Below are 26,294 nucleotides of genomic sequence, written 5' to 3'. Positions count from 1 at the left end.
GTCGGAGGCCGTTTGGTTTAAGTTATGCTGCCATGGCGGTGTCGTCCAGCATGGCATAGTATTGTTGTTCGGCTTCGGCGGGCGGGATGTTGCCGATTGGCTCCAGCAAACGCCGATGGTTGAACCAATCGACCCATTCCAATGTGGCGAACTCGACGGCCTCGAAGGAACGCCATGGTCCGCGGCGGTGGATCACTTCGGCCTTGTAAAGGCCATTGATCGTCTCCGCTAAAGCGTTGTCATAGCTGTCGCCGACGCTGCCGACCGATGGCTCGATGCCGGCTTCTGCGAGGCGTTCGGTATATTTTATCGATACATATTGCGATCCACGGTCGCTATGATGGACCAACCCGCCACGATGGACCGGTCGGCGGTCGTGCAAAGCCTGCTCCAGTGCATCGAGCACAAAGCTGGCATGCGCGGTCCTGCTGACCCGCCAGCCCACGATGTAGCGGGCGTAGACGTCGATCACGAATGCAACATAGACGAACCCGCTCCAGGCCGAGACGTAGGTAAAGTCCGAGACCCACAGCCTGTTCGGCGCCGGGGCATGGAACTGCCGGTTGACGCGATCCAGCGGGCAAGGTGCGGCCTTATCGCTGATCGTGGTGCGCACCGGCTTCCCGCGGATTACTCCATGCAAACCCATATCGCGCATCAGGCGTTCAACGGTGCAGCGGGCGATGGCGAACCCTTCACGCCTCATCTGCCGCCAGACCTTGCGCACGCCGTAAACAGCAAAGTTCTCGGCGAACACTCTGGCGATCTCGGGCTTGAGAGTGAGATCACGCTGCGCCCGCGCCGACAGGCGCAATGGATCCCGCCGCTGCGCGACATGCTTGCGGTAGGTGGAAGGGGCGATCGGCAAGACCTTGCAGATCGGCTCGACCCCATGAAGCTCGCGGTTATCATCGATAAACGCGATCAACGCTTGAACGGGCGGTCGAGCTCCGCCTGCGCAAAATATGCCGATGCCTTGCGCAATATCTCGTTGGCTTGGCGCAACTCGCGGTTCTCGCGTTCCAGCGCCTTGATCTTGATGGCAGTATCGGTCGGCACGCCAGCGCGCTTACTGCTGTCGACCTCCGCCTTCTTCACCCACTCGTGAAGCGCCTGAGGGGCGCAGCCAATCTTATCGGCAACCGACACCACGGCTGACCAGCGGGACGGATAATCGCCCTCGTGATCCAATATCATCCGCACCGCACGGGCGCGAACCTCCGGCGAAAACTTGTTCGTTGTCTCGCTCATAAGGACTCCATCTACTCAAGAGTTGGAGCCTCCGACAATCCCGGAGCGGTTCAAGGTGCAACATTGAGCTATGCGCAGCGGTCAAACAGCTTTGCTATGCCTCGGTGACGGAGTTTTGTTCGTTGCGGGTTATTGGATGGGCTCGTTAGGCGCCCCTCTGACCAACAAGAACAGGGCGCTTGATTTCCAAGCGGCTGAAGTGTGGGCTGGCGCGAACCTCCAGCGAAAACTTGTTTGTTGTCTTGCTCATATGGACTCCATCTACTCAAGAGTTGGAGGCTCTGATAATCTCGGACTGGTTCAATGGGATTGCAGATTCAATGTCCTTGTAACGAATTTCGCTAAGCTTATGAGAAATCAGGCTAACCTCTAAAATTTACCGATAATTAAGGTGTTCATGTCATCCTCAGATCAATGGCTTTGATCGGGGGTAAGTGATGAACGAAGTGTTTATCAAACAAAACGTTCCGAAACGTTTTACTGTTCTCTTGGGTGACCAAAGGGGCAGTACCTATGCCATGCTCGCTGCCTCACTTGTTCCGCTACTCGGCTTTGCCGGCATAGGCATTGACGCAGGGCGAGCATATATGGCTTCGTCCCGACTCCAGAGTGCCGTCGATGCCGCCACATTGGCCGCGGTGCGCGTGGAGCAAATTTATCCAGGAAACGGTACAACTCCGGGTCCAAAAACGGTGGAAACCGTAAATTCGTATCTCTACGCCAACATGCCCAATCAATTTATGGGCGCTAGCCAGCAGAAACCAGTTATTTCGGTCATACGTAAAGACGAAGAAGTCACTGTAAATGTATCCGTTGATGCCGGCGTACCAACGTCGCTCATGCGAGTTTTTGGTTTTGAGGTCCTCGACATCAATGCTGACGCCGTGGGCGTAGCGGGAAAGACGCTCCCAAGAGCTGTCGAAGCGATGATGGTGCTCGACGTGACGGGCTCGATGGACAGCAACCAGGGAATGACCTCGCTTAAAGCGTCTGTAAAAGATTTTCTCAACATTGTTTATGGCAATTCGCAGACGCGCAAGAATTTTGCGATCGGCATGATGCCTTACAATGTGATCGTAAATGTGGGCCGCCTTCTTCCGGGTGACAGGGTTCAAGCGATTGACGGATTTACAACAAAAGCCGCAAGCGACTCATATGGGTGGAAGGGCTGCATTTATGCCGATGAAACGAAGCGGTCACTAAGTTCCAACATCAATACAATTGACCCTGATACATATGACATGGGTAAGAACTTGCCAGGCGACCCCGGAGTGGCAAAGGCAAATCCGTTTATGTACCCGCCCATGTGGGTCGACAGCTTCCATTACCAGGATAATCGCTACAAGCTTGGCGAGGTGCCATCGCAAGCTATTGCGGCAGCCAATCACGAACCCATGCGCACATCACTGATTCGCGCATATGGAGATAACATCTGCCGTCTAGGCGGATCTGATGTTGCATGTTCCTCGAGCGCGAACGCTTTCGTAGATCCACAACGCTTGCCCGATTATTCGAATTGGAAGGCACCGTTATCGTACAATTCAACGGTTAAGCCATCAAATGCTGATAAACACGTTTCCAGATCTCCAAACTACGTGTGTCCGAGCGAAGCGCTCCCCATCAGCTACAGCCGCACAAAATCCTCGCTAGTCACCTACACTGACAATCTCCAGCCATTGTTCAACATCGGAACATGGCACAGTCAGGCGATGGCCTGGAGCTATCGGCTCATGGCCCGTGACGATGTGTTTACCCGGGCGCGGCCTGCTGATTCCGCTGTCCGGCGCGTCGTGATTTTCATGACTGACGGCAATTTTGACTCTAGAGACGATGGCCTGGATTCAAACCTTCGATCGCCCAATTTCCAGCGGGATACAGCTTACACAGGTTATGGATCTTACGCGGATAAAAGGGTGGTTAATGTCAATTACCCAAGCGGTAACAATGGGTTAAATTCCGCTCGAGCTGCACATCGCGATGCGATGGCTTTACGATTTGCGAAAACTTGCCAAGCGATGAAGTCTGAAGGTATCGAACTTTACACAATTACGTTCGCGATCGCCACCGGGACTGAAGGAAACGCGACACGTGAGATGTTTCGGACCTGTGCAACAGACAGAAACACCCATTTCTTCGAAACCAAGGATCCGGCAGATCTGCGTGCTGCGTTTACGACAATTGCCGCTGATCTTGTCGATGTGCACCTGTCCGAATGATGTCGACAATTTTCCGCCTCCTAAAAGATAAGCGCGCGACCGCGATAATCGAGTTTGCGCTCATCGCGCCACTCATGCTGTTGATATTGTGTGGATTTATGGAGTTTTCGCATGTGTCGTCGGCGCGAACGAGACTTGAGGGTTCGACCATGCGTGCGGCGCGGGCCGTTGCGGCAAGCGACTGCCCAAGCGAGCGACAAGCTCTAATGCAGCAGATCGTGACAGATGGAATGGAGGATATACCTTCGCCCAATGGCGGCATTGTAGAGGTCATTACTAAATCTTACTCAGATAAGTTTGGTGACGTTGGCGAGCCTGAGCCATTCAATGACGAAAATGGAAACTCAATCTGGAATCCAGGTGAAACTTTCACAGACGTGAATGGCAATGGCAAATATGATGACGACATGGGTACATCCGGATCAATCGGTGGAGCTGGTCAAGTCATCAGCTACACCGCCAGATACCAGGTGACGTCCTTGTTTGGTTTTATTAGCAATCAATTTCATGGATCAGGGATCTACAATATTGAGGCCAGCACCGTAATACGTAACGAGCCTATCTTTAATTCTACGGGGTGCAAATGAGAAATTTTAACTGCATTGGCACTTTGCGAAAAGTTGAACGCCATAAAGAGGGCGTCTCTGCAATCGAATTCGCTCTTATGTTGCCTTTGTTGGTATTGGTGGGCGCTGGCGGTCTTGAGTTGACAAATTTGGTATTGGCCAATCAGAAAATAGAGAGAATTGCATCCGTTGCGGCAGATAATGTCGCTCGCAATACGCTTGCGCCAAGCGAGCAGAGCTTCGCCGACACTTTTGAGGGGGTAGATGAAATCGCGGCACCGTTTGACTTCTATCCAAACGGTAGAATTATTATGACTGGTGTCATCGGCATTCCTGAAAACGGATCGGTGGTTCCCAAAGTTGTATGGCAACGCTGTCGCGGTCAATTAGCTGGGCCGGTCAGTGAGGTTGGGAAAGAGGCAAAAAATCCAGCATTGTGGGCAAATGGCCCAAACGCCAAGTTACCTAATGATATCAGATTATTACAGAACCAATTGGTCATAGTTTCAGAGGTATCCTATCGGTATGAACCTCTGATAAATCTCGCGCAGCTTCCAGGAAGCCCCAAAGAGCGAATAGCGCGGCAAAGATCTATCTTTGTTAGCCGAGGGCAGGCATTTCCGTATGTTACGCCCACTTCGGGTGTAACCCCGTCAAAATGTTCTTGATGAATCATTGGCAATAAATGTGATGTTGCAAATCCGAACGGTGCGGCATCTGCGTTTACTCAGTCGCATTTGATTTGACCTCCTGGCTTTCCCCTACCAGCAATTAGATTCTGACCTAAAGAGCACTGCTACCCAACCTTGGACTACTCAGCTATGGAACTTTTCGCCTTGCTCAAGCCCGGTGGGCTGGTTTTGATGCGTTGGATGGAGAGGTTCGATGTATCCATGCAGCCTGTTATAACTGGCTACGCACCTGGAGCGGCTAAGCATGGGCGGCGATCCGCTGAGGCCTTGGCCGGCACAATAGAGTTTGAACGCTTTCGAACGGTTCTGACCATGGGGCGATTGTGCCAACAGGTGTCGCCCGGCATTTGATCCGATTGCATTGTTTGAAGCGCCGCTAGTCCAAGCGGAGCATAATCTGTCCGATGCGTGCATCGCCAATATGACGTAACGATCGGCGACCTGTGCAGCTGGAAGTGTCTAGAAGCTTGCGGCATGATCGAAGTACGTGATCACGATGAATGACCGCCGGCACTCTTAAGTTGCATCTGGAAAGGGGGCCGGCGGTCAAAACACTAAGTGGGCTAACCCCCTCAGCCCGATCGTTTTCTCAGAAATATATTGATAAAATATAAATGCCAATTCTGCAGGTCCGATAGGAGTACTGACGGTCTAAGGGGCTCTGTCAGAGCAAATGCACCGTGCTGACGGAGTGGGTGCGATAGGCTAGGGCGGCGCAATGCCCAGATCCCGTAAGCCGGCCAGCCCTTTTCGCTACTTCAACTCCTCGCCCGAGGTAATCCGGCTGGTTGTGATGATGTATGTGCGCTTCCCCTTGAGCCTGCGGAACATCGAGGACCTGCTGGCCGAACGCGGCATCGACATCTGCCACGAGACGGTGCGATACTGGTGGAACCGGTTCGGTCCGCTGTTCGCCACTGATATTCGCCGCCAGCGGGTGAGCCGGATGAAAGGCTTCCAGCATTGGGAATGGCACCTCGACAAGGTCTACGTGAAGATCAACGGCGAAATGCATTACCTGTGGCGCGTGGTCGATCAGGAAGGCGAAGTGCTGGAAAGCTACGTCACCAAGACCCGTGACAAACAGGCCGCCCTCAAATTCATGAAGAAGGCGCTGAAGCGCCATGGCTCGCCCGAGACAATCACGACCGACGGTCTGCGCTCCTACAACGCTGCAATGACTGGTCTCGGCAATGCCCACAAACAGAGGGTGGGACGCTGGGCCAACAACCGGGTGGAGAGCAGCCACCTTCCGTTCCGACGACGCGAACGGGCCATGCTTCGGTTCCGACAGATGAAGTCGTTACAGAAATTCGCTTCTGTCCATGCCAACGTCCATAACCACTTCAATCTCGACCGCCACCTCATCGACCGTCAGACCTACAAGATCGCCCGCTCGGCCGCACTGGCTGAGTGGCAAAACCTCATGGTCTGACCCAACGCCTGGTAAGGGCAAGCTCTGCTAATTGGAGACGAGTTGCGATTAGACTGACAGCACCGCCAGTCACCCTTCCAAGATAGTCCAAGCTCCACCAAAAACTCATGCCGGCCCGTTACAATACAGGGTTTTACCGTCCAATTCGTTTCAGCCCAATTCGGCCCTAGCCAGATGCATTTCGAGGTAGATTGGGGGTAAGGAACTTTAGCGATTGGGGGGATTGGATGCTTACGGACAGGGCAATTCGCGCTGCAGCACCGAAGGACAAGGCTTACAAGGTATCCGACAGCGGCGGGCTCTTCCTGCATGTCTCGCCGAAGAGTCATAAATCGTGGCGTTTCAAGTATAGGCTGGATGGCAAAGAACAACTCCTCACTCTAGGCACCTTTCCAGAGGTCTCGCTCGCCGAGGCACGGGAGAAGCGCAACGATGCGCGCAAGCTGCTGCGGGAGGGCCGTGACCCCCGAGTTTCTGCCAAGCGTGCCAAGCTAGTTGGCAATAGCGGGACCTTCCAGACCTTTGAACAGGCAGCCCGCGAATGGCACACGGTCCAGAAGCCGAGGTGGAAACCGGTTCACGCCGATGATGTAATCACCAGCCTTGAGCGTGACATCTTCCCGCATCTGGGCACGATGCCGATGGGCGTGATCGATAAGCCGCTGCTGCTCTCGGTGCTAAAGAAGATCGAGGCCCGCGGATCGATTGAGACGGCACGACGGGTCAAACAACGGGTCGCTGCCATCTACCGCTACGTGAACGCGCGTGGCGCTGGGCTCGAGAATCCGGCGAACGACATCAATGATGCGCTCGCACCCCTGCCGCCCTCGAAGCGCTATCCTGCGTTGCTGGAGGTGGAGGCAATCAGGCGAATGCTAGGCGATATCGACCGAGCTGGCGCCTCTCCAGTCAGCCGTGTCTTAAACACCACCCATCATCGGCCCTGGGAGGCGCTGCGAGGTTCCGCAAGCGGTCTTGCGGCTTTGCCCCGTTTCTGGAGAAGTCATGCCGTTCGGCTCTCGACCCCAAGGCGGTCATTGGGGTGTCCTCGCCGCAAATGAAAGTGTACGCACCTTTGATGACTGCCCGAGAGCCTTGAGGCCTCTTCGCTGTGTCGATGTCACCGGTCCAAGACGGCTTCTTGCTCTTCACTCAAGGCTCGAAACGTGAGGACATTGTTCACCAGCAGCCCGCCGTAAAGGATGAGCAGAATTGCGGCCAAGCCCGGGCTCGCAAACGACCATATTGCTAGCCAGACTAGCAGCCAGAACCCGGCCATCCCGTAAACCCCACCCCAACTGATGACCCAGCGCAAAAGGGGATTCCCCTCACATTCGATACCGAAACGCCGGACAATCATGTGTGTAACCAGGTATTCCGAGAAGCTCATCACCATTGCCGCAACCAAGATATGGTTGGCCCAAGGTGCCAGCGCGGGGCGAGGCACGAACATGATCACCGCAGCCATCATTGCAGCGGTCGCGATCTGTACAATTCTTATCATGCAACCCTCTAATTCCACGAGGAATTAACAAGGGCACGGATCAGCAGCAAGACTCTGCTGAGGAAGATCGGCGATGAGTTGGAGCTGGCCTTCCGCAAACCACCCAACTTGCGTCATTAGCGGAGCCGACGCGCGATCCTGAAAGCGGCATGGCGGCTTTGCCCCCTTACGCCGGCATCGCACGTTCACACGATTGGTTAGCATGCATCTGGAGTTCGCCTCAACCGTTGGATCACTTTAGCAAGGGTCGGCTTCTGCCCAGCCGCCAGCAGGCTGGCGCGGAACAATCGCCCCACGAGGACAAGTTCAACCACGATTGCCAATGCAAGCAATACCCCGGAACCAACCAGTTCCCACGCCTCGATTCCCGATCCCAACCGAGCCAGCACTGCAAAAGGCGTCCACAGCGGTACCCAGGTAAAGATCTGGACCATGATCCCGTCATTCCCGGCAATCACCGCCTGCAAGAGGAAGGTGATTGGCAGCAGGATCGCAAAGAGCACCGGCATCATGTAGCCCTGCGCCTCGCTCATCGAATCCGCCATCGAACCGATGGCCACGAAGATCGCCGAGACCATGATGTAGCCCGCCAGAAAGAAGAAGATGATCGCCACAATGATTCCGGGCGACGAGATCGGCTCCAGCGCAGGTCGGATCATGTCGGCAATAATGCCCTGCGTCGCATAGGCGGCCACACCGGCGCAGCCCACCCACACCGACAGCATCATCAACCCAACGACGAGACCTCCTAGCAGCTTGCCATACATCAGTTCCTCGGGGCTGATGCAGGCCAACAGGCTTTCTATCAGCTTGTTCGAGCGTTCCTCCACAGAACCCTGCAACATCCAACTGCCCGACAGGATAAGGCTCATCATGAGAATATAGGAAAGCGCAATTGGTACGGTGGAACGCACCAAGAGAACTTCACGTGCACCGCCTCCGGGCGGCGGGGAGTCGATGGTGATGGTCGGCGCTATGGTCTGAACCAGCGCCGCGCGCTCTCCTGTAATACCGTCTTCAGCCAAAAGACGGGTGCGCAAGTCGGCTGTCAGCACCTCCTGCAGGGTAGAGATAAAGCTGCCGCGAACATCGTCCGCCGAATATATCCCGATTTTGCCATCCGTCGGATAAGCTTCGGGAATCATCACTATGATCTCAGGGTTGGTGTCATCGGGGTCATCTGCGAACAGGCCGCGCGCGGCGGCGGAGAAGGCCTCGCCCTGTACGGACAGCAATCCGGGTGGCGGGGGGACAAACCGGTAATCATGGTTTGGAATTTCGAACTGAGGCACACCGTCGGGCCGAACCGTCTCGATCTTTGCCAGCGCGGCTTCGATTCCACCGCTCGCCTCGAACGCGACGAGGTCCTGTGTCGTGTACCAAGCATCCCGCTTGGCCCACAGAGCGTCGCGGTCGGCAACCTCAAGATCATAGCGCTGTACATAGCGCGACAATTCACGCAGCAAGTATTGGGTTTCGTCGACCGTGAAACGCGCCTCTAGCGCCTTGGTCGCGTCCGCCCCCGAACGGTCGACGACAGTAACACGCGTGGGATCTGTGTCTGCAAGGGTCTCTCCCAACAACGGCCCCATCGCCAGCGCCACCGGCAGGATCAGCAATGTCAGCCAAAAGCTGCGCATCTTGAGAATCTGAGCCATTTCGCGCCGGGCAACGAGCAGAATGTGGGCGGTGTTCATGGCTTGACCTCCTCAGGCCCGACAAGCTGTACAAAGACATCATGCAAGCTTGCCTGGCGGTGGTCCCAGCGCCGCAAGGCGATACCCTGCGAAGAACAGTGCTCCAACACCGCGCCCGGATCAATTCCGGGCGCAAGGGTCAGCGTCCATTCGCGCCATTCCTCGCCCCCTATATCTTTACCAGAAGTGGCGATTGCTGACATTACCCCGGGCAGGGCTGACGGATCGGTCTTCGTGATCGCGATGAGTGTAGCGGGCAGCTGTGCGCGCGCCTCTGCGATCGTACCTTCAAACCGCTTGCACCCCTTCCTGAGCAGCAGCAGCCGGTCGCACAATCGCTCGGCGTGCTGCATGACATGGGTCGAGAAGATCACAGCCGCACCGCTCCGGGCGGCGCGCAAGATCTCGTTTTCGAGAAGCCCCTGGTTGACCGGATCAAGACCGGAGAACGGCTCGTCTAGCATGAGAAGTTCCGGCTCGTTTATCAGTGCGGTGGCCAGCTGCACCTTCTGCGCCATCCCCTTCGACATGTCACCGATCTGGCTTTTGGCCCGATCCGCCAAATCGAAGCGTTCGAGCAGTTGCAGTCCGCGGCTGCGAGCGAGCGGTTCGCGCAGCCCCTTAAGCCGCCCGAAATAGACGATCGTGTCAATCGCCGACATTCCCGAATAAAGTCCGCGTTCCTCGGGCAAAAATCCAATCGCGGACGTCGCGCGGCGATCCGGCGCTGCCCCAAGGACTTTGATCGTGCCCGATGTCGGGCGGATGATGTCGAGCACCATGCGCAAGGTCGTTGTCTTGCCCGCGCCGTTGCCCCCGAGAAAACCGAAGATCTCGCCGGACGAAACAGAAAAGGACAGATCATCAACCGCAAGCAACGTGCCGAAGCGCTTGGCCAGATGGTGAATTTGAAGGACTGACATGATGGACAGATCGGCTTTCTTTGGTCGGTCACCGCTATGAAGGTGTCGAGGAAACCGACAGCAGGCAAGTTACCGAAAGCCTTGTAATTTCTTCGCGCAGGGCCGCAAGACACATCTGATGTTGTCGACCACGTCGAATAAGCCACCGTTCCGGTTTCCACCCACGACCGGCCATGAGCGAGGCTGATGCGCGATCTTGAAAGCGGTCCTGCGGCTTTGCATTGCCTTGAAAAATTCCGGCCGTTCACAAATCGACCGCTGAGCGGACGAAATCCGGGCAAAGGGTTTCGATCTAAAGCGGTTGCGAAACCGCCCCCGTCCGCTCGATTTCATTGACGATGCAAATGTCGCCTGGGGCTCATTATGCGGATGCCTCCTCCAGCTATCTCGATGAGAGAGAAACCCAATGAGCCCCCGACAAATCCAATAATGCCAAATTCAAGTATGTAGAGGGCAAGTGAAGGATCGGTTGGCCGCAAAGTTGGTAGCACCCTGAAAACAACTAGAAGCCCCACTAGCGCAAAGGCAAGGCCGGAAATACCCGCGATCAGCCTCACGTTAGCTCGATAGCGACGGATGCGCTCCCTAATGGCAAATGCAAGGAAGACGCCAGGCAGCAGGCCAACTAGTTGAAGCAGATCATAATACATATTGGCACCTCAGCTCTGCCCGCAAGCCTATCTCGAAGGCGGTCCGGTCGCAATCGATTAACTCAGGTCTTTCTAGCTTCTCCGACTTGAGTGCGCAGCCAGCGTTTTCGGTATGCGAGCGGCCATTCGCCTATCCACCCATCATCAGCCATAAGAGGCGGCCCGGGGCGATCCCAAAAGCTGCCCTTTTGCGTGAGCGCGCCTGAGCCACCAAGGACGGCAATCAAGCTTCATCTGAAGCGTAGGCGATGTGGTCGGTTCGGCGCCCGTTCTTTCTTTGGGCCAATCAAGGCCATGGAGAAAAGTTATGACCTACTCTCACCTCGACCCGGCGATGCAGAAACGGGTCTCGTGGAATGCCGGCAGAACCGTAGGCACTAAGCGGCCGCTCACTCAAAAGCAGATTTGGGCGATCCGGTTCTTCCTTGATCGCGAGGAGCGGCTCCGTGACCGCGCCCTGTTCGACCTGGCGATCGACAGCAAGCTGCGGGGCTGCGATTTGGTGAAGCTTAAGATCGGCGACCTTGTGGCCAGATCTGAAGTCCGCGACCGCGCAATGATCATCCAGCAGAAGACAGGGCGACCCGTGCAATTTGAAATTACAGCAGACGCCCGAACAGGTCTGCTAACATGGCTCCTGCACCGGAGCGGTACCATCGATGATTTCGTGTTTCCAAGCAGAATTCGTGCCGGCCAACCGATCAATACGCGGCAGTATGCTCGCCTCGTCGATGAGTGGGTCAATCGCAGGGCTCTTGGTCGTCCGATTGTATGACTCTGTCAACGAGGTCAGCGCAATCCCATAAAAACCGCCAAGGCCGCGCGGCCCTCGGGAGTCTCCAGTGCGCCGCCATGCCCCATCGGCACAGCTTGGAAGCTCACTTTTGCCCCGCCAGCCTGAAGCGCTTGCGCAAATTCGCGCATCCGCGCAGGCCTGATCACCTTGTCTTGTATTCCTGAAATTAGCAGCACCGGTGCTCGTGCAGCAAGTGCAAAGCCGAGATAGTCGAACTTGCTTAGCGCCGGATCGACGCGCAGCTTGACGAAGGGCTTGGCAAGACCCGGCACAAAATCGCGTCCGACGGCCTGATAATCTGCCGCACTCCCTTCGATGATGAGCCCCGCAAACCCTCCTGATCGCGCCAGCGATGCCGCCATGCTGCCACCGAAAGACAATCCGTAGGCATAGACGGGCCCGCGCCCGACCCAGCCCGATCTTTTGAGAGAGTCCATCATCGCGAGGCCGAAGTCAGATGCGGCGTCTATCGTGGCGGGCAAAGTCGTCCCGCCGCGGCCGGGGTAGTCATATAAAATGATGTCCGCTCCGGTAACCTCTGCAAGTCGCGCCACCATACGGCTCGTGCCGACTGAATCTACAAATCCGGCATTGCCCGCGCTGTATATAATTACGGTTTCGCTTTCAGCGTTATCGAGCCTGACCGCGCGGACCACGCCAATCTCTCCCAAGGAAAGCAATTCATCGGTGGCGGCATAGCCGACCGGAACCTCTAACAAGGCATCAGGAGCGACCAAGCTCTCTCTGGGAAAGAAGCTGGCTTGCGAGATGACAGCTGCGCAACCGCTCAGGCTAAGGCCGAGTGTGCCGAGAAGCATCGCAGACTTGAAGGAAAACATGCGGTCCTCCACGAGAATTGCCAAGGTAACCAGAGTAATAGAAGATTGGTTCCGTGACCCTGTCGCTGCGCTGAACCGGGGATGGGCAACCTTGGCAATTGAGTTGCTGCGACGACCGGAATGGGGTCGGTTTCAGATTTTCCGCTGCTGGCAAAACATGGGCCAAAGCTGCCGGCCGGTCCGCAGGTTCGCGTGATGACCCCGCTTATGGTTGATTATAGGTGTTTTTTTGCTTGGCTGACCTGCATGATTGAGTGGGACGAGGAAGTCGGCATGTGATCAGGCGCCTTTTTTGGAATTGGAGCATAGCGAGTTGAGCGGGTTTACTATTTGGCGTTATCGGCGGGGACTCAGGGTTGCGGGAACAAGTGGGCACGTGGTGCTACGCTCTCGCACAGATGGCCTGTTTTCGGAACTTCACATCAACGGCAGTTGCGTCGCATACGACATGACTCCGCCGTTTGGGCCTGACGCGGTTCGCAACCACCGGTTGGTCGCAACGCTGCCTGATGGCTCTGCCCTCGACGTCGAGGCGGGCTACATCAGTGCGTTGAACACCGGCATCGCGGTTCGCCACAGGGGTGAACTCGTCCATGAGAGCCATCCAGGCAGAAAGATCGCTTATCCGGACGAATACAGGGAGGTTACTGTGTCCATGGACGCTGCGACGCTGACAGAAGCCCTTACAAAAGGCGTCAATGGGCCAGATGGCGCGAATGGATTGGCCAGTATTGATTTCGGTGTCTTCAAGCGTAACTGGATTCCGTTAACAGTCGACATTTTGCTGGGTTTGCTGTTCTACGTGGTCGCAAAGATGACCGATCTTACGACCGCCGCTTTGATCGGCGCCGCCACTGGGTTTGGGCTACTTGCGATCCAGCGGCTTGCAAAGATCGATCTCCTTGGCGGTCTCGCTCTGTTCGGGATCGTTTTGATGCTTTTGTCAGCTATCCTTGCGATCGCTTTCCAATCTGAAGAGGCCGTGAAGTATCGATCCTCGATCACTGGTCTCATCAGCGCAGCTCTGTTTTTCTTTGACGGATTAATGGGTGGCAACCGCCTGTCGGTCAGGCTTATGCATTATCTACCATATCGTGGAATTGATGCAGCACGCCTCGGAATTGGGATGGGCCTTTTGGGCGCTGTTATGGCCAGCCTAAACTTTCTCGTCGCGCAGCATGCCTCGACAGACATCTGGCTGTTTTACAGCACATTCGCAGATGTCGTCGTGGTGATGGCGCTGACTTTCTTCGTCTTCAGATATGCGCAGGGCAAGATGCTCCGCGGCGCTTATCCCCGCTACCAGCCGGCGGATACCTCAGATTGAGAGGAACAGTGCCACTGGAATAGAAGATGTCAACTTGAGGGTTGGCTTGAAAAATTTCCGCTGTTGGCACAATCTCTTCAGGAAGCCGCGAGGCAGCTTCGGGGATCATCGATTGATCTCCCTCGCATCCGCACTCGGCTATTAGGCCGAGGGGAAGCTTTTAAATGGGCCCCTAGAGGGCTTTGCAAGGGGCCGCGACTTTGCAACCTGGCTCGGGCTCACACCAAGGCAGCACTCGACCGGCGGCAAGGAGAGGCTCGGCGCAATCTCGAAGATCGGCGAGCGCACGCTGCGACGGCTGCTGATCATCGGCAGCAGTGCTGTGGTGCTGCAGGCCAGCAGGCGCGGCGCACCGCGCGGCTCCGGTTCGCGAACTCCCATACGGGCCAGCGGCATTACGACCGCGCAAACAGGCCGGACACATGGCAGCATCCGACTACCGCCAATACCCGATTTTTACTCTTGCATCTTTCGGGGCGTCCACAGATGGTTAGCTGAGGTGCTGCTTCCAGCGAAGGACGCGGCTGACATCGAACTCCTGATGGCGTCACCTTGCCGCGCGCCCGAGATGAGGCGCAACGCCACTTTACTCGCACTGCGGTTGGATGAAGGCGCCCGCCGAAGCGATCGATGTCGCGGACGTGCTGAAGCGCGAGGACTGGCTCGGACCGGACCGTAAACGCCAGGACGGTTGCTGTGGGGACACTGCGGCGCTAGACTCAAAGCCCTTTGATTATTATACCTTACTGGATGGTTTCTTGCATCCACGCCCCGCTCGCTGCAGCAATGCTCGTGTCATTACCTGATACCGCGCAGGCTGCGTCCCCGCCTTCGGCGCTGCCCCCGACACTTTCAGATGAACTGGTCCTTGAGGGCAATAACGTTATCTGTCCGTCGTCAGAACATTTGGCGCAATGTGCGGCGTAGATTAGCGGAGTGCGGGCCTCGTCTGGGGTTTGGTTTTAGGCGGCGAGCTTGCGGTGTTGCAAGCGCCGATGTTCGATGGTCTGTCGCTTGATCCTTTCGCGCTGTTTGATGATGGCCGGTGCCCTGCCGAAGTAGACGTCGGCGGGCGTCACGTTGCACAGCGCTTCATGGTAGCGCTGGTGGTTGTAGTGCTCGACGAACGTCTCGATCTGGGTCTCAAGGTCGCCGGGCAGGAAGTAGTTTTCCAGCAGGATGCGGTTTTTGAGGGTCTGGTGCCAGCGCTCGATCTTACCCTGGGTCTGCGGATGCATCGGAGCGCCGCGCACATGGCTCATCTTGTTGGCCTCGATGTATTCCGCCAGTTCGCCCGCGATGTAGCTGGGGCCGTTATCGCTGAGCAGTCTGGGCTTGTGCAGCACCGTTGCACTGTCGCATCCTGATGCGGCGAGCGCCATGTCCAGCGTGTCGGTCACATCCTCTGCCCGCATGTTGGTGCACAACTTCCAGGCGATGATGTAGCGCGAGAAGTCGTCGAGGACGGTCGATAGATACATCCAGCCCCACCCGATAATCTTGAAGTAGGTAAAATCGGTTTGCCACATCTCGTTCGGGCGGGTGGTCTTGGTGTGGAACTGATCGGCAGCCTTGATCACGACGTAGGCCGGGCTCGTGATCAGATCATGGGCCTTCAGCAGGCGGTAAACCGTGGCTTCGGACACAAAGTATTGGCGTTCATCGGTAAATCGCACGGCCAGCTCGCGCGGTGACAGCTCGGACTGCTCCAGCGCCATTTCGATGATCTGGTCCTGCACCTCGGGCGCGATGCGGTTCCACACCCGGCTCGGCGCTGACGGTCGATCCGCGAGCGCCTCCAGGCCACCATCGAGGTAGCGGTCATACCAGCGGTAGAACGTCCGACGGGCAATGCCGAGCTTATCCAGCGTCCGCTTGGCGGGCAGGTGCGACTGCTCGACGATCCTGATGATCTCCAGCTTTTCAGAAGCAGGATACCTCATTCGTCGTCGCCCCCATCCGCGATCATGCTTTTTTTAAGCAGGCGGTTCTCGAGCGTCAGGTCAGCTACGCATTCCTTCAAGGCGCGGGCTTCGCGGCGCAGATCCTGCACCTCGCCGGTGGTCGCGGCACGGGCGGTGTCGCCGGCCAACCGGCGCTTGCCGGCTTCCATGAACTCCTTCGACCAAGTGTAATACAGGCTCTGAGCGATGCCTTCCTTGCGGCACAGCTCGGCAATGCTGTCTTCGCCGCGCAGGCCGTCCAGCACGATGCGGATCTTGTCTTCGGCCGAGAAGTGTCGGCGGGTTGCACGCCGGATGTCCTTCACCACTCGCTCAGCAGGGGCCTTCTTGGGAGGGGATTTTTTCAAGGAGGATTGGGTCTTCATCTTCGTTCCTTCGTCACTACGACGAAGCCCCAACCCTCCTTAAATCACAACCTCAAATCTGTGCCATTGGTGCTGACGGGGGACACTTTCGTGATCTACGGTGTGCTGCGTACCGCTGATGCGGCCAGCCCGCTGGCTGCGCCGGCCGTCGCTGTCTCGCTCCTTGCGTTCGTCATCGTGTATTTCGCCGTTTTCGGCATCGGTGTTTGGTATGTTCTCAAGCTAATGTCCAAAGCGCCGCACGCTGGCGAATATGGTGTCAAGCGCGGCGATGTCGGTCCGATCCGAACCGCGGGGATCACGCCGGGGCCGACGCAGAATCCCGGTGGCAAGGAAGTCCTGCCCGCGGCCAAGCCTGAGAAGGAACTGGTGTGATGGATCTCACCGTCATCTGGGCCTTCATCATCGCCTTTGCGATCTTCGCCTATGTGGTGATGGACGGGTTTGATCTGGGCATCGGCATCCTGTTTCCGACCTTCCGGGTCGGTCAGGGCCGCAACCGGGCGATGAATTCGATCGCGCCGGTGTGGGATGGCAATGAGACGTGGCTGGTGCTGGGCGGCGGCGGGCTGTTTGCCGCGTTTCCGCTGGCCTACGCGGTGATCCTGCCGGCCACCTATCCGCTGGTCATCGCCATGCTTTTGGGCTTGGTCTTTCGCGGCGTGGCCTTTGAATATCGTTGGCGTGATGCAGCGCACCAGAACTTCTGGGATTTGGCATTCTTCGGCGGTTCGCTGGTCGCAGCGATGGCGCAAGGCATGATCCTGGGCGCGCTGCTGCAGGGCATCGATGTCGAAGGGCGCGCCTATTCGGGCGAGTGGCTGGACTGGCTCACGCCATACACCTTCCTTACCGGGCTCGGCACGGTTGCGGGATATGCGCTGCTGGGTAGCACCTGGCTGATCTGGAAGCTGGATGGCGGAGTGCAGGCCCATGCACGCTACGTTGCCAAGCGGGCAGCGTTTGCTACGATTGCGCTGATGGGCGCAGTTAGCCTCTACAACATCACGCTCAATGCCGAGTATGCGTCACACTGGCTATCCGCGCCCGAGATCTACTATGCTGCGCCCGTGCCGATCATCACGGCGATCATCGCGGTTTCGATGCTGCGCGCGATCACCAAGGAACGCAATTCCAAACCATTCTGGCTCGCCATTGCCCTGTTCTTCCTCGGCATGGCGGGGCTGGGGGGTCACGATTTGGCCCTTCGTCGTGCCGCCGGGCATCACCATCTGGGATGCCGCCGCGCCTGAATCCAGCCAGATCTTCATGCTGGTGGGCGTGGCCATCACCATGCCGCTGATCATTGCCTACACCATTTGGGCTTACTGGGTGTTCCGCGGCAAGGTAGCCGACGAGGGGTATCACTGATGTCCTCAAGCAGCGAAGCGATAGGACAACAAATTGCACCCTCCCGTAGCGCAGCGGTAGGACGCGAATAATGCTCGCGCCGCCTGAACGCCCCCCCGAAGCGCCCTTGTGGCAACGCCTGCTCTGGATGGCAGGGATCTGGGCGGCGAGCGTCGCCGTGCTGGGCGCGGTCGCCTACGTCATTCGCCTGTGGATCGCGCCCTGAGATATGACAAACGCAACCATCAAGGTCTGGTACGACGGCGCCTGTCCGCTGTGCCTGCGGGAGATCGGGCTGATGCGGCGGCTGGACACACGCGGGGCGATTGATTTCATCGATGTCGCAAAGGACGCTGATCCGTCCTGTCCGGTGGATCGGGCGCAACTGCTGGCGCGCTTCCATGCTGAAGAGAACGGTGTGATCCATGACGGCGCGGCCGCCTTTGCCGCGATGTGGCGGGCGATCCCGTTGCTGCGCCCGCTTGGGCTGGCGGCGCGGAACCGCACCGTTCTGCGTGTGCTGGAAGCCGCCTATCTCCGCTTTCTCAAGGTCCGCCCGCGCCTGCAACGCTTCTTCGCCTAGAAACCGCTTGCCCTGCACCGACTGATCGGCTGATCTGCCCCCATAAGAAACGGGAGAGAACAGCCGCCATGACGTATTTCGGCGCAATGCAGAACGAAATCTACAATGCGGGGCTGAGCGGCATTCTCCCGACCTTCCCGGTCGATTTCGCCACCCTTGAAAAGCGCGCCCATGAAGCCCTGGGCCCGATGCTGACGAATTATGTCGCGGGCGGCTGCGGGGACGAACACACGCAGGATCAAAACGCCGCCGCCTTCCACCACTGGGGCATGGTGCCGCGCATGATGGTAGACGCTGCGGTGCGCGACCTTTCGATCGAATTGTTCGGCCATACCTATCCCACCCCGCTCTTCATGGCTCCGATCGGGTTGAATGGCGAAGCATCGCTCGACCGCCATGGCGATATGGCTGCCGCCCGTGCTTCGGCGCTGACAGGAGTGCCGTTTTGCGCCTCGACACTCGCCAATGATCCGTTGGAGGATGTGAAAGCCGCCTGTGGCGAGACGCCTGCGTGGTTTCAGCTCTACACGCCCAAGAACAAGGAGCTGGCGGAAAGCCTGATCCGCCGCGCCGAGGAGGCGGGCTACAAGGCGCTGGTGGTGACGCTGGACACATGGGTCACTGGATGGCGCCCGCGTGATCTCAATGCGTCGAACTTTCCGCAATTGCGCGGCAAGGTGCTGCAGAACTACTTTACCGATCCGGTCTTCCGTTCGCTGCTGGCCAAGCCGCCCGAGCAGGACCCAGCCGCCGCCATCTTCACCTGGGCAGCGACCTTCGGACAGGTGCTGACGTGGGACGACATGGCGTGGTTCAAATCGGTGACCAAGCTGCCGATCGTGCTGAAAGGTATCTGTCACCCTGACGATGCGCGGCGTGCGGTCGATTGCGGGGCGGACGGGATCTACTGCTCAAATCACGGAGGACGACAGGCGAACGGTGGGATCGCGACGATTGACCTTCTGGCGGATGTTGTCGCCGCATCGGGCGACACGCCGGTGCTGTTCGATAGCGGCGTGCGATCAGGCACGGATGCGGTCAAGGCGCTGGCGATGGGCGCGCGCGCCGTGGGCGTGGGTCGGCCTTACACCTATGGGCTGGCGTTGGGCGGGGCCGAGGGCGCGGCCTGGGTGTTAAGATCGATCCTTGCCGAGGCTGACCTTTTGATGGCTGTTAACGGTTATCCCACGCTTGCCGATGTGCGGGCTGCCGGGGTGCGTCGGGCCGGTTGAGGGCAGCATGCGGGTCAAGCGCGTTAACCAAGATTGGTCTACGTTTTCCACAGGTTTGCTGTTAAACCTTGGGGATAGAAAAAGACCGACTCGGGGACGTAATCGATGACAAGACCAACCATCTGGTCGAGCGGACCGGATTCTATGCGCCGCACTGTCTGCCTTCAGGACGAACACTCGCGCCGGGCGCGATATGGCCGCATTCAGCCGATGCAGTCGCGCAAGTCGCTGCTGTCGCGGATCGCAGGTATGATCGCGCTGTCCTGACCCTGTTGTTCAGCCACCAGCCTTGGCCAGCATCACCAGCTTGGTTTCGGTGAAGGCGAGATAGCCTTCTTCGCCGCCTTCCGATCCAAAGCCGCTGTCGCCGACCCCGCCAAACGGGGTTTCGGGTGACGCAACGATAAGCTGGTTGATCCCCACCATGCCGGCGCGTAGCGCCCGGCCAAGATAATGCGCTTCGTCGAGGTCGCCGGAGAACGCATAGGCGGCGAGGCCATAGCGCAGCGAATTGGCAATCCCGACGGCGTCTTCGATAGCGTCGAAGGGCACAATGCCCGCAATCGGACCAAAGGGCTCCTCGGTCATGAACCGGCTGTCGAGGGCGGGGCTGGCGATCACGGTCGGCTCGAAGAAGAACCCGGTGCCCGCGATGACCGAGCCACCAGTGACCACTTCTCCGCGATTGCCGCCGGCATCGGCCACCACCGCTTCCATTGCGGCAATCCGGCGTCCGTGGGCGAGCGGACCCATGTCAACGCTGCTGTCGACGCCCGGATCGCCGACCTTGAGCCGGCCGGCCACGGCGGCAAATTCGGCGACAAAACGGTCATAAATGCTCCGGTCGACCAGAAAGCGGGTTGGTGAAACGCAGACCTGGCCGGCGTTGCGGAACTTGGTCGCGGCGCACATCGCGACCGCCCGGTCGAGATCGGCATGCTTGCTGACGATCACCGGCGCATGACCGCCCAATTCCGGGGTAAACCGCTTCATGTGGCTTGCCGCAAGCGCGCCCAGTTGCTTGCCCACCGCAGTCGATCCGGTAAAGCTGACCTTGCGGGTGATGGGCGAGGCGATCAGATGTTCGGACACCGGACCGGGATCGCCGTGAACGAGGTTCAGCACGCCCTTGGGCAAGCCGGCATCGACGAAGCATTCCACCAGCATTTGCGCCGATGCCGGGGTGTTTTCCGCCGGTTTGAGGATCGCAGTGCAGCCGGCTGCAAGCGCGCCACCGATTTTCTTGGCCGGCAGGTTCACCGGGAAGTTCCAGGGGGTCAGCAGCACGCTGGGTCCGACTGGTTCGTGCGTTACCATCTGGGCGATAAGCTGGGGCCCGCGCACCGGGATCATCCGCCCACCGCGGCGTTTTGCCTCCTCTCCGAGAAAATCGAGCACATCGGCAGCACTGGTGATTTCGCCAACGCCCTGGCTGTGCGGCTTGCCCATTTCAGCGGTGATTACGCGCGCGATCGCGGGTGCGCGTTCGCGCAGCAGGTCAGCGGCGCGGCGCAGAATGGCGTATCGCTCCGCCCCGGATGTCTGGCTCCATGCGCCAAAGGCGTCCCCCGCTGCTTGGAGTGCTGTGTCGAGCTGCGCGGGCGATGCCTTGGGACATTGACCAAGCACCGCGCCCGTGGCTGGGTTTACGACGTCCATCGTGCCGGCCTCTCCCGCTTCGATCCAAGCACCGTTGATCAAGAATTTGAGCGTGGGATAGGCAGTCACTGGAAAGGCTCCTCAGGCAAGGGGGTCGACGGCACACGTGCCTTTATGTTGGGCATACCCTAGCCGGATTTCCGTATCGCTGCGAGTGGCGTTGCATGCAGGCAGGCTTGCGATTGGCGCAGCATTCGGCGCGAGGCCGCCGGCTTCAATGCGCCAAACGCAACACACTGCGCGGTCATTTCACGCCGATTTGTGCGGCCGAATGGGATACTCTTGGGGTACGTAAACGTTATGTGAGTGATGCACCTGCAACCGAAAGATTGCCGCAATGAAACCGTTTGATACCAAGCCTTTGATCCGTCAGATTAATCCTGACATCGTGATCGAAACGCACGTCGCACCGCAGTCGGGAAGCGACCGGGTCGCGTTTGCCTTCGTGAAGCTGCTGCGTTTTTGCGCCGACCGCTTCTTTGCCAAGCGATACGGTCACCGCGCGGTTGTGCTGGAAACCGTGGCAGCGGTTCCGGGCATGGTCGGCGGGCTTTGGCAGCATCTCAATGCGCTGCGCACCATGCGCGACGATGAAGGCTGGATCCGCACGCTGCTTGATGAAGCCGAGAATGAGCGCATGCATCTGATGACCTTCATCGAGATTGCGCAACCCAATGCTTTCGAACGCTTTCTTGTGCTCGCCGTGCAGCTGATATTCTACAATTTCTACTTCTTCCTGTATCTGTTTGCACCGCGCACCGCGCACCGGGTCGTGGCCTATTTCGAGGAAGAGGCGGTGTTTAGCTACACCCAGTATCTTGCCGAGGTGGATGCCGGCCGGCTGGAGAATGTCGCAGCGCCGAAGATCGCGATCGATTACTGGCAGCTTCCGCAGGATGCGCGTCTGCGCGATGTTATTCTGGCCGTTCGTGCAGACGAAGCCGAACACCGCGATGTGAACCACTATTTCGTCGCGGAAATTGATCGCCGTGCGGATGTTTCACGCGAAACACGCGGCAAGGAAGGCCTAGAAGAGGTCAAGCACGATCTGGAGCGGGTCTAGCCCGCTCCGGCCAGCCTCGCACGCAGGCCGGACGCGGCAGGCAGCACCACCTTAAACAGCGACCACTTGCTGTTCAATCGCGCCAAAAATCGAATGATTGCGCGCATCGCGCATCTCGATCCGCACGACGTCACCTGATTGCATGAATGGCGTCTTTGCCGCGCCGTCCGCGATGGTTTCGATCATGCGGATTTCAGCGATGCAGGAATAGCCCGCGCCCCCTTCTGCCACCGGCGTCCCCGCGCCGCCATCCGCGCCTTTGTTCGAGACCGTGCCGCTCCCGATCACCGTTCCCGCGCTCAGATTGCGGGTCTTGGCGGCATGGGCGACCAATTGTGCGAGATTGAAGGTCGCGTCTTGACCGGCATTCGCCCGGCCAAACTGTGCGCCGTTATAATCGACCATCAGCGGCAGGTGGACCAGGCAATTGGCCCAGGCCTCGCCCAACTCGTCAGGCGTGACAGCGACGGGCGAGAACGCGCTGGCAGGTTTGGACTGGAAGAAGCCGAATCCCTTTTCCAGCTCGCCCGGAATCAACCCGCGCAAGCTGACATCGTTGACCAGCATGATGAGCTTGATGTGATCCACCGCATCCTCGGCGGAAACGCCCATCGGCACATCATCGGTGATGCAGGCAATCTCGCCCTCCATGTCGCAGCCCCACGCCGGATCACCCAGCGGAATATCCTGACGCGGACGCAAGAAACCATCCGAGCCGCCCTGATACATCAGCGGATCGGTGTAGAAGCTGTCCGGCACCTTGCTGCCGCGGGCCTGCCGCACAAGTTCGACGTGGTTGATATAGGCGCTGCCATCGGCCCATTGGTAGGCCCGCGGCAGCGGCGAGTGGGCCTGGCGTTCGTGAAACCGCTCGCACGGCACGGTTTCGTGCTCGACATCGCGGGCCAACACCTTGAGTTCGGGCGCCACGCGCTCCCAATTGTCGAGCGCGGCCTGCAAGGTGGGCGCGATGTAACCGGCGGCGCAGCAGCGGGTCAGGTCTTTGCTGACCACCACCAGCATCCCGTCGCGGGTACCATTATCGAGCGTTGCGAGTTTCATGGGGGTTCCTTTTTGCGCCAAACATCACGTGGCGTCGATCTGGTTATCGGGGTGGGCCGCCGCGAATGCAGGCAGGGCAAGACAGGCGGCCTCGATGCGGGTCATGTGGGGGCTGCTTGTCAGATCGTAGGCGAAGCGCCGCGCATTCGCGAGCTGCGGGATCAGCACGATCTCGAACAATCCCGGCGCATCGCCATGAAGAAAATTGCCCGTGCCCAACTGTGCGAGCCGCGCTTCGACCGGGTTCAAAGTGCGCGCCAGCCAGTGGCGATACCACACGTCGATTTCGTCCTGCGCATGGCCGAGCGGATCTTTGAGATATTTCAGCACCGGCAAATTGTTGACCGCGTGAATCTCCGTTGCGACGCCATAGGCGAGTTCGCGCACCGTATAGCGCGCCTCGATATCCTGCGGCAAAAAGCGAGGAGTGGGATAGGCTTCGTCCAGCCATTCCAGCAGCGCCATGGATTGCGCCCGGTCACGCCCGTCCGCCTCCAGCATCGGCAACGATCCAAAGGGGTTGCGCTGCGTGAAGCTTGCGTCCTTGTTCTCGGCGGTGACGAGGTTCACCGGCACATTCTCGAACGCAAGGCCCTTCAGGTTCAGCGCGATCCGCAGGCGGTAGGAGGTCGAGCTCCTGAAATAGCCGTATAGCTTCATTTTTTGTTTCCCCGCACGCCATCCGGCGCGCGAAATCCTCGCTCACACGGCCATCCGGCCGCGTCGCTGCGGGCGCCCGGTCGGACTTGTGGGCCTATCGGCCCGAGGGTTTTCTGCCAAGGTTTCACTAAAACGCTGCAATCCCCGTGATGGCACGGCCGAGGATCAGCGCGTGGACATCATGCGTGCCTTCATAGGTGTTGACCGTCTCAAGGTTCACCATGTGGCGGATCACCTGATATTCTTCGGCAATACCGTTGCCGCCATGCATGTCGCGCGCCTGACGGGCGATATCGAGCGCCTTGCCAACGTTGTTGCGCTTCACGATGGAAATCATGTCGGGCGCAAAGCGGCCTTCATCAATCAGGCGGCCCACGCGCAAGCTGGCTTGCAGGCCGAGTGCAATGTCGCTCATCATGTCGGCCAGCTTCTTCTGGAACAGTTGCGTGGCGGCGAGTGGCCGGCCGAACTGGTGGCGATCAAGGCCATATTGGCGCGAAGCGGCAAGGCAGAACTCCGCCGCTCCCATTGCGCCCCATGAAATCCCGTACCGCGCGCGGTTAAGGCAACCGAACGGGCCTTTGAGCCCTTCGACATTGGGAAGCAGCGCCGAGGCGGACACGCGCACGTCCTCCATCACGATCATGCCGGTGGTCGATGCGCGCAAGCTGATCTTGCCCTTGATCTTGGGCGCACTGAGGCCCGCCATGCCCTTGTCCAGCACGAAGCCACGGATTGCGCCGCCGTGTTCCTCGGACTTGGCCCAAACCACAAAGACATCCGCAAAGGGGGCGTTGCTGATCCAGGTCTTGCTGCCTGAAATGACGTAATCGTCCCCATCCTTTTTGGCCCATGTTTTCATCCCCGCCGGATCGCTGCCTGCGTCAGGCTCGGTCAGGCCAAAGCATCCGATCAGCGCGCCACTGGCGAGGCCGGGGAGGTATTGGCGGCGCTGTTCGTCCGAGCCATAGGCGTAGATCGGTTGCATCACGAGGCTGGACTGCACGCTCGCCATCGAGCGATAGCCGGAATCCACCCGCTCGATTTCGCGTGCGATCAGGCCGTAGGCGACATAGCCTGCGCCTGCGCCGCCGAACTCTTCGGGAATGGTCGCGCCAAGCAGCCCGGCCTTGCCCATCAACGGGAACAGTTCGGGCGCATCGATCTCTTCGCGGAACGCGGTGATTACGCGCGGCTGCAATTCGTCTTGTGCAAAGCCGTGCGCCGCGTCGCGGATCATCCGCTCTTCTTCGGTCAGCTGGCTTTCAAGATCGAAGGGATCCTCCCAATTGAATGGGGCGATGCCGGAATTCGGACGCGAAGTGTTGGTGCCGTGCAAGGGGCTGCTCCTGCTTTTCGTGTTCGTCACCGCCTTCGCAGGCTTGGCAGGCCGGGGCAAGAGGGGCCGGGCCGAGACGGACGGCAAGGCCGGTCAGGCCGGGGCCAGCACCCGGCTGACTGTATCGAGCAGCATCGCGGGCGGGCAGGGCTTGGCCAAGCTGATCGCACGCGGAAAGCGCGCTGCGACGTGGCGCACGGCGTGGCGCGCGGCGTGGCGTTCGGAATGGAGAATCACCGGCACGTTTTCGTCGATGAGTTTCTGAGCGAATTCGTAGGATGGCCCATCGGTCAGTTCGACATTGAGGATAGCCAGGTCCGGTTTTGTCTTCTGGCAGGCGAGCATCGCGAAAGATATGCCGGAATGCGGTCCTTCAACTTCGTAACCGGCTTCCTCGAAGGTGTCGCAAAGGTCAAAGGCAGCAATGACGTCGTTCTCGGCCACCAAAATGCGCAAAACCATCGACGCTCTCCCGCTCATTTTTCATCGAAGAGCGCAGATATATCACAGCATCGCTTTCAGCTTTGCGGTTTATTGTCCATTTCGGCCGAACTGTGCAACAAATGCGGTTTCATTGCCGGCGGCGAGCAGTTTGGCTTGTTCGACCCATTGATCGCGGGTGATGCGTCCGGAAAAGCGGCCAAGTTTGGCATCGAGCCGTTCGATCTCGGCAGGCTCCCATGCGGCGATCTGGGCAAAGGTGGTGATACCGAATTCGCCAAGCAGCGCGGAAAGCTTGGGGCCAAGGCCTTTGATGCGGGTGAGTTCATCGGGCGCGCCGGTGACGGGCGTGGGCGGCGTGGCGGACATGTCTGGCCCGGCTTCCGCATCGGTGCCGAGCGGCGAGGCGGCGACCGCCTGCGTGTTGGCGGCCGCCGAGATTTCGCCCTGAATGATTTCCACTGCCCGCGGCGCATCAATCAAAGCCTGATTGCGCGCAGCCCGGGCCGCGCCGTCCTCCAGCACATCGCGGGCAAGCGGCGTGGTGCTGTCATCCGTGATCACGCGCGCCTTGCGACCCATGCGTGCGAACAGCCAGACGGCCAGCACCAGCACGACCAGACCAATGATGATCAGCGGCAGATAGGTCATAAATTCAGGCGACATGGCGGGGGTTTGCT

Annotated in this window: 24 protein-coding genes, 4 pseudogenes and 1 other annotated feature; of the genes and pseudogenes, 15 read left to right on the top strand and 13 right to left on the bottom strand. The window is 58.7% G+C overall.

What is annotated here, in order from left to right; all coding sequences use genetic code 11:
* Positions 1 to 22: 22 nt before the first annotated feature.
* Positions 23 to 1,251 (bottom strand): IS3 family transposase gene (locus ACRANW_RS13330; protein WP_479432246.1). Its coding sequence is split into 2 segments (ribosomal slippage): positions 23 to 963 and positions 963 to 1,251, totalling 1,230 coding nucleotides; the frame shifts between segments, so codons are not numbered across the junction.
* Positions 854 to 970: a sequence feature (AL1L pseudoknot), on the bottom strand. Its footprint overlaps the gene before it by 117 nt.
* Before the next feature lie 437 nt (positions 1,252 to 1,688).
* Between ACRANW_RS13330 and ACRANW_RS13325 the strand changes: the two genes are divergently transcribed.
* From ACRANW_RS13325 to ACRANW_RS13305, 5 genes are all read left to right on the top strand, one after another.
* Complete coding sequence (locus ACRANW_RS13325; RefSeq protein WP_479432245.1) at positions 1,689 to 3,467, top strand: pilus assembly protein TadG-related protein; 1,779 nt, start codon at positions 1,689 to 1,691, stop codon at positions 3,465 to 3,467.
* Positions 3,464 to 4,054, top strand: coding sequence for a TadE/TadG family type IV pilus assembly protein (locus tag ACRANW_RS13320; protein WP_479432244.1), 591 nt, complete (start codon positions 3,464 to 3,466; stop codon positions 4,052 to 4,054). Before ACRANW_RS13325 ends, ACRANW_RS13320 begins: the two co-directional genes overlap by 4 nt.
* On the top strand, positions 4,051 to 4,701 hold the full coding sequence (locus tag ACRANW_RS13315; protein ID WP_479432243.1) for a TadE/TadG family type IV pilus assembly protein: 651 nt from the start codon (positions 4,051 to 4,053) through the stop codon (positions 4,699 to 4,701). The genes ACRANW_RS13320 and ACRANW_RS13315 overlap by 4 nt, the downstream gene beginning before the upstream one ends.
* A gap of 742 nt (positions 4,702 to 5,443) precedes the next feature.
* Entirely contained in the window at positions 5,444 to 6,160 is a 717-nt protein-coding gene (locus tag ACRANW_RS13310; protein WP_479432242.1) for an IS6 family transposase, read from the top strand.
* Positions 6,161 to 6,351: 191 nt separating this feature from the next.
* Complete coding sequence (locus ACRANW_RS13305; RefSeq protein ID WP_479432241.1) at positions 6,352 to 7,221, top strand: tyrosine-type recombinase/integrase; 870 nt, start codon at positions 6,352 to 6,354, stop codon at positions 7,219 to 7,221.
* A gap of 59 nt (positions 7,222 to 7,280) precedes the next feature.
* Here ACRANW_RS13305 and ACRANW_RS13300 read toward each other — a convergent pair whose 3' ends face one another.
* From ACRANW_RS13300 to ACRANW_RS13285, 4 genes are all read right to left on the bottom strand, one after another.
* Positions 7,281 to 7,631 (bottom strand): hypothetical protein, encoded by a 351-nt coding sequence (locus tag ACRANW_RS13300; protein WP_479432240.1) that lies wholly within the window; start codon positions 7,629 to 7,631, stop codon positions 7,281 to 7,283.
* Positions 7,632 to 7,861: 230 nt separating this feature from the next.
* A complete protein-coding gene (locus ACRANW_RS13295) occupies positions 7,862 to 9,361 on the bottom strand; it encodes an ABC transporter permease (protein ID WP_479432239.1) in 1,500 nt (499 codons plus the stop codon).
* On the bottom strand, positions 9,358 to 10,284 hold the full coding sequence (locus tag ACRANW_RS13290; protein WP_479432238.1) for an ABC transporter ATP-binding protein: 927 nt from the start codon (positions 10,282 to 10,284) through the stop codon (positions 9,358 to 9,360). The genes ACRANW_RS13295 and ACRANW_RS13290 overlap by 4 nt, the downstream gene beginning before the upstream one ends.
* 329 nt (positions 10,285 to 10,613) lie before the next feature.
* The gene (locus ACRANW_RS13285; protein ID WP_479432237.1) at positions 10,614 to 10,934 is read right to left on the bottom strand and encodes a hypothetical protein; all 321 of its coding nucleotides are present in this window, start codon (positions 10,932 to 10,934) and stop codon (positions 10,614 to 10,616) included.
* A 307-nt stretch (positions 10,935 to 11,241) separates the two neighbouring features.
* Between ACRANW_RS13285 and ACRANW_RS13280 the strand changes: the two are divergent.
* Positions 11,242 to 11,697, top strand: a pseudogene (locus ACRANW_RS13280) (tyrosine-type recombinase/integrase); the annotation flags it as partial.
* Between the two features lie 26 nt (positions 11,698 to 11,723).
* Here the strand turns inward: ACRANW_RS13280 and ACRANW_RS13275 are convergent.
* Entirely contained in the window at positions 11,724 to 12,569 is an 846-nt protein-coding gene (locus tag ACRANW_RS13275) for an alpha/beta hydrolase family protein (RefSeq protein WP_479432236.1), read from the bottom strand.
* 448 nt (positions 12,570 to 13,017) lie between these two features.
* On the opposite strand from ACRANW_RS13275, the gene ACRANW_RS13270 reads away from it, so the two are divergent.
* Positions 13,018 to 13,896 (top strand): septation protein IspZ, encoded by an 879-nt coding sequence (locus tag ACRANW_RS13270; protein ID WP_479432235.1) that lies wholly within the window; start codon positions 13,018 to 13,020, stop codon positions 13,894 to 13,896.
* Positions 13,897 to 14,077: 181 nt separating this feature from the next.
* Positions 14,078 to 14,224: pseudogene (locus ACRANW_RS13265) on the top strand (transposase); the annotation flags it as partial.
* A gap of 634 nt (positions 14,225 to 14,858) precedes the next feature.
* Here the strand turns inward: ACRANW_RS13265 and ACRANW_RS13260 are convergent.
* A protein-coding gene (locus tag ACRANW_RS13260; RefSeq protein ID WP_479431339.1) for an IS3 family transposase occupies positions 14,859 to 16,225 on the bottom strand; the annotation gives its coding sequence in 2 pieces (ribosomal slippage) (positions 14,859 to 15,872 and positions 15,875 to 16,225; 1,365 coding nt in all).
* A gap of 87 nt (positions 16,226 to 16,312) precedes the next feature.
* Between ACRANW_RS13260 and ACRANW_RS13255 the strand changes: the two are divergent.
* The 6 genes and pseudogenes from ACRANW_RS13255 to ACRANW_RS13230 all read left to right on the top strand — a co-directional run.
* Positions 16,313 to 16,600, top strand: a pseudogene (locus ACRANW_RS13255) (cytochrome ubiquinol oxidase subunit I); the annotation flags it as partial.
* Positions 16,600 to 17,596 (top strand): annotated as a pseudogene (gene cydB / locus ACRANW_RS13250) (cytochrome d ubiquinol oxidase subunit II). The pseudogenes ACRANW_RS13255 and cydB, both read left to right, overlap by 1 nt.
* 70 nt (positions 17,597 to 17,666) lie before the next feature.
* The gene (locus tag ACRANW_RS13245) at positions 17,667 to 17,801 is read left to right on the top strand and encodes a DUF2474 family protein (protein ID WP_479432234.1); all 135 of its coding nucleotides are present in this window, start codon (positions 17,667 to 17,669) and stop codon (positions 17,799 to 17,801) included.
* Between the two features lie 3 nt (positions 17,802 to 17,804).
* Positions 17,805 to 18,158: a thiol-disulfide oxidoreductase DCC family protein gene (locus ACRANW_RS13240; RefSeq protein ID WP_479432233.1), complete on the top strand. Its 354-nt coding sequence runs from the start codon at positions 17,805 to 17,807 to the stop codon at positions 18,156 to 18,158.
* A 68-nt stretch (positions 18,159 to 18,226) separates the two neighbouring features.
* Complete coding sequence (locus ACRANW_RS13235; RefSeq protein WP_479432232.1) at positions 18,227 to 19,390, top strand: alpha-hydroxy-acid oxidizing protein; 1,164 nt, start codon at positions 18,227 to 18,229, stop codon at positions 19,388 to 19,390.
* 105 nt (positions 19,391 to 19,495) lie between these two features.
* Entirely contained in the window at positions 19,496 to 19,657 is a 162-nt protein-coding gene (locus ACRANW_RS13230; protein WP_479432231.1) for a hypothetical protein, read from the top strand.
* Between the two features lie 9 nt (positions 19,658 to 19,666).
* On the opposite strand, the gene ACRANW_RS13225 is transcribed toward ACRANW_RS13230, so the two are convergent.
* A complete protein-coding gene (locus tag ACRANW_RS13225) occupies positions 19,667 to 21,118 on the bottom strand; it encodes an NAD-dependent succinate-semialdehyde dehydrogenase (protein WP_479432230.1) in 1,452 nt (483 codons plus the stop codon).
* Between the two features lie 268 nt (positions 21,119 to 21,386).
* Here ACRANW_RS13225 and ACRANW_RS13220 point away from each other — a divergent pair, with 268 nt between their 5' ends.
* Positions 21,387 to 22,112, top strand: coding sequence for an alternative oxidase (locus tag ACRANW_RS13220; protein WP_479432229.1), 726 nt, complete (start codon positions 21,387 to 21,389; stop codon positions 22,110 to 22,112).
* Positions 22,113 to 22,163: 51 nt separating this feature from the next.
* Here ACRANW_RS13220 and ACRANW_RS13215 read toward each other — a convergent pair whose 3' ends face one another.
* The 5 genes from ACRANW_RS13215 to ACRANW_RS13195 all read right to left on the bottom strand — a co-directional run bounded on the left by ACRANW_RS13215 (position 22,164) and on the right by ACRANW_RS13195 (position 26,280).
* A complete protein-coding gene (locus ACRANW_RS13215) occupies positions 22,164 to 23,174 on the bottom strand; it encodes a fumarylacetoacetate hydrolase family protein (RefSeq protein WP_479432228.1) in 1,011 nt (336 codons plus the stop codon).
* 24 nt (positions 23,175 to 23,198) lie between these two features.
* Positions 23,199 to 23,834, bottom strand: a complete 636-nt coding sequence (gene maiA, locus ACRANW_RS13210; RefSeq protein WP_479432227.1) for a maleylacetoacetate isomerase — start codon at positions 23,832 to 23,834, stop codon at positions 23,199 to 23,201.
* A gap of 127 nt (positions 23,835 to 23,961) precedes the next feature.
* Entirely contained in the window at positions 23,962 to 25,137 is a 1,176-nt protein-coding gene (locus tag ACRANW_RS13205) for an acyl-CoA dehydrogenase (RefSeq protein ID WP_479433955.1), read from the bottom strand.
* 129 nt (positions 25,138 to 25,266) lie between these two features.
* Complete coding sequence (locus tag ACRANW_RS13200; RefSeq protein WP_479432226.1) at positions 25,267 to 25,635, bottom strand: response regulator; 369 nt, start codon at positions 25,633 to 25,635, stop codon at positions 25,267 to 25,269.
* Between the two features lie 69 nt (positions 25,636 to 25,704).
* Positions 25,705 to 26,280, bottom strand: a complete 576-nt coding sequence (locus ACRANW_RS13195; protein ID WP_479432225.1) for a hypothetical protein — start codon at positions 26,278 to 26,280, stop codon at positions 25,705 to 25,707.
* Positions 26,281 to 26,294: the final 14 nt, after the last annotated feature.

Source organism: Erythrobacter sp. 'gip.4 top 5', from assembly GCF_056495765.1.
Note: the sequence above shows the minus strand (reverse complement) of the source record. Positions and strands in the feature narration are given on the sequence as shown.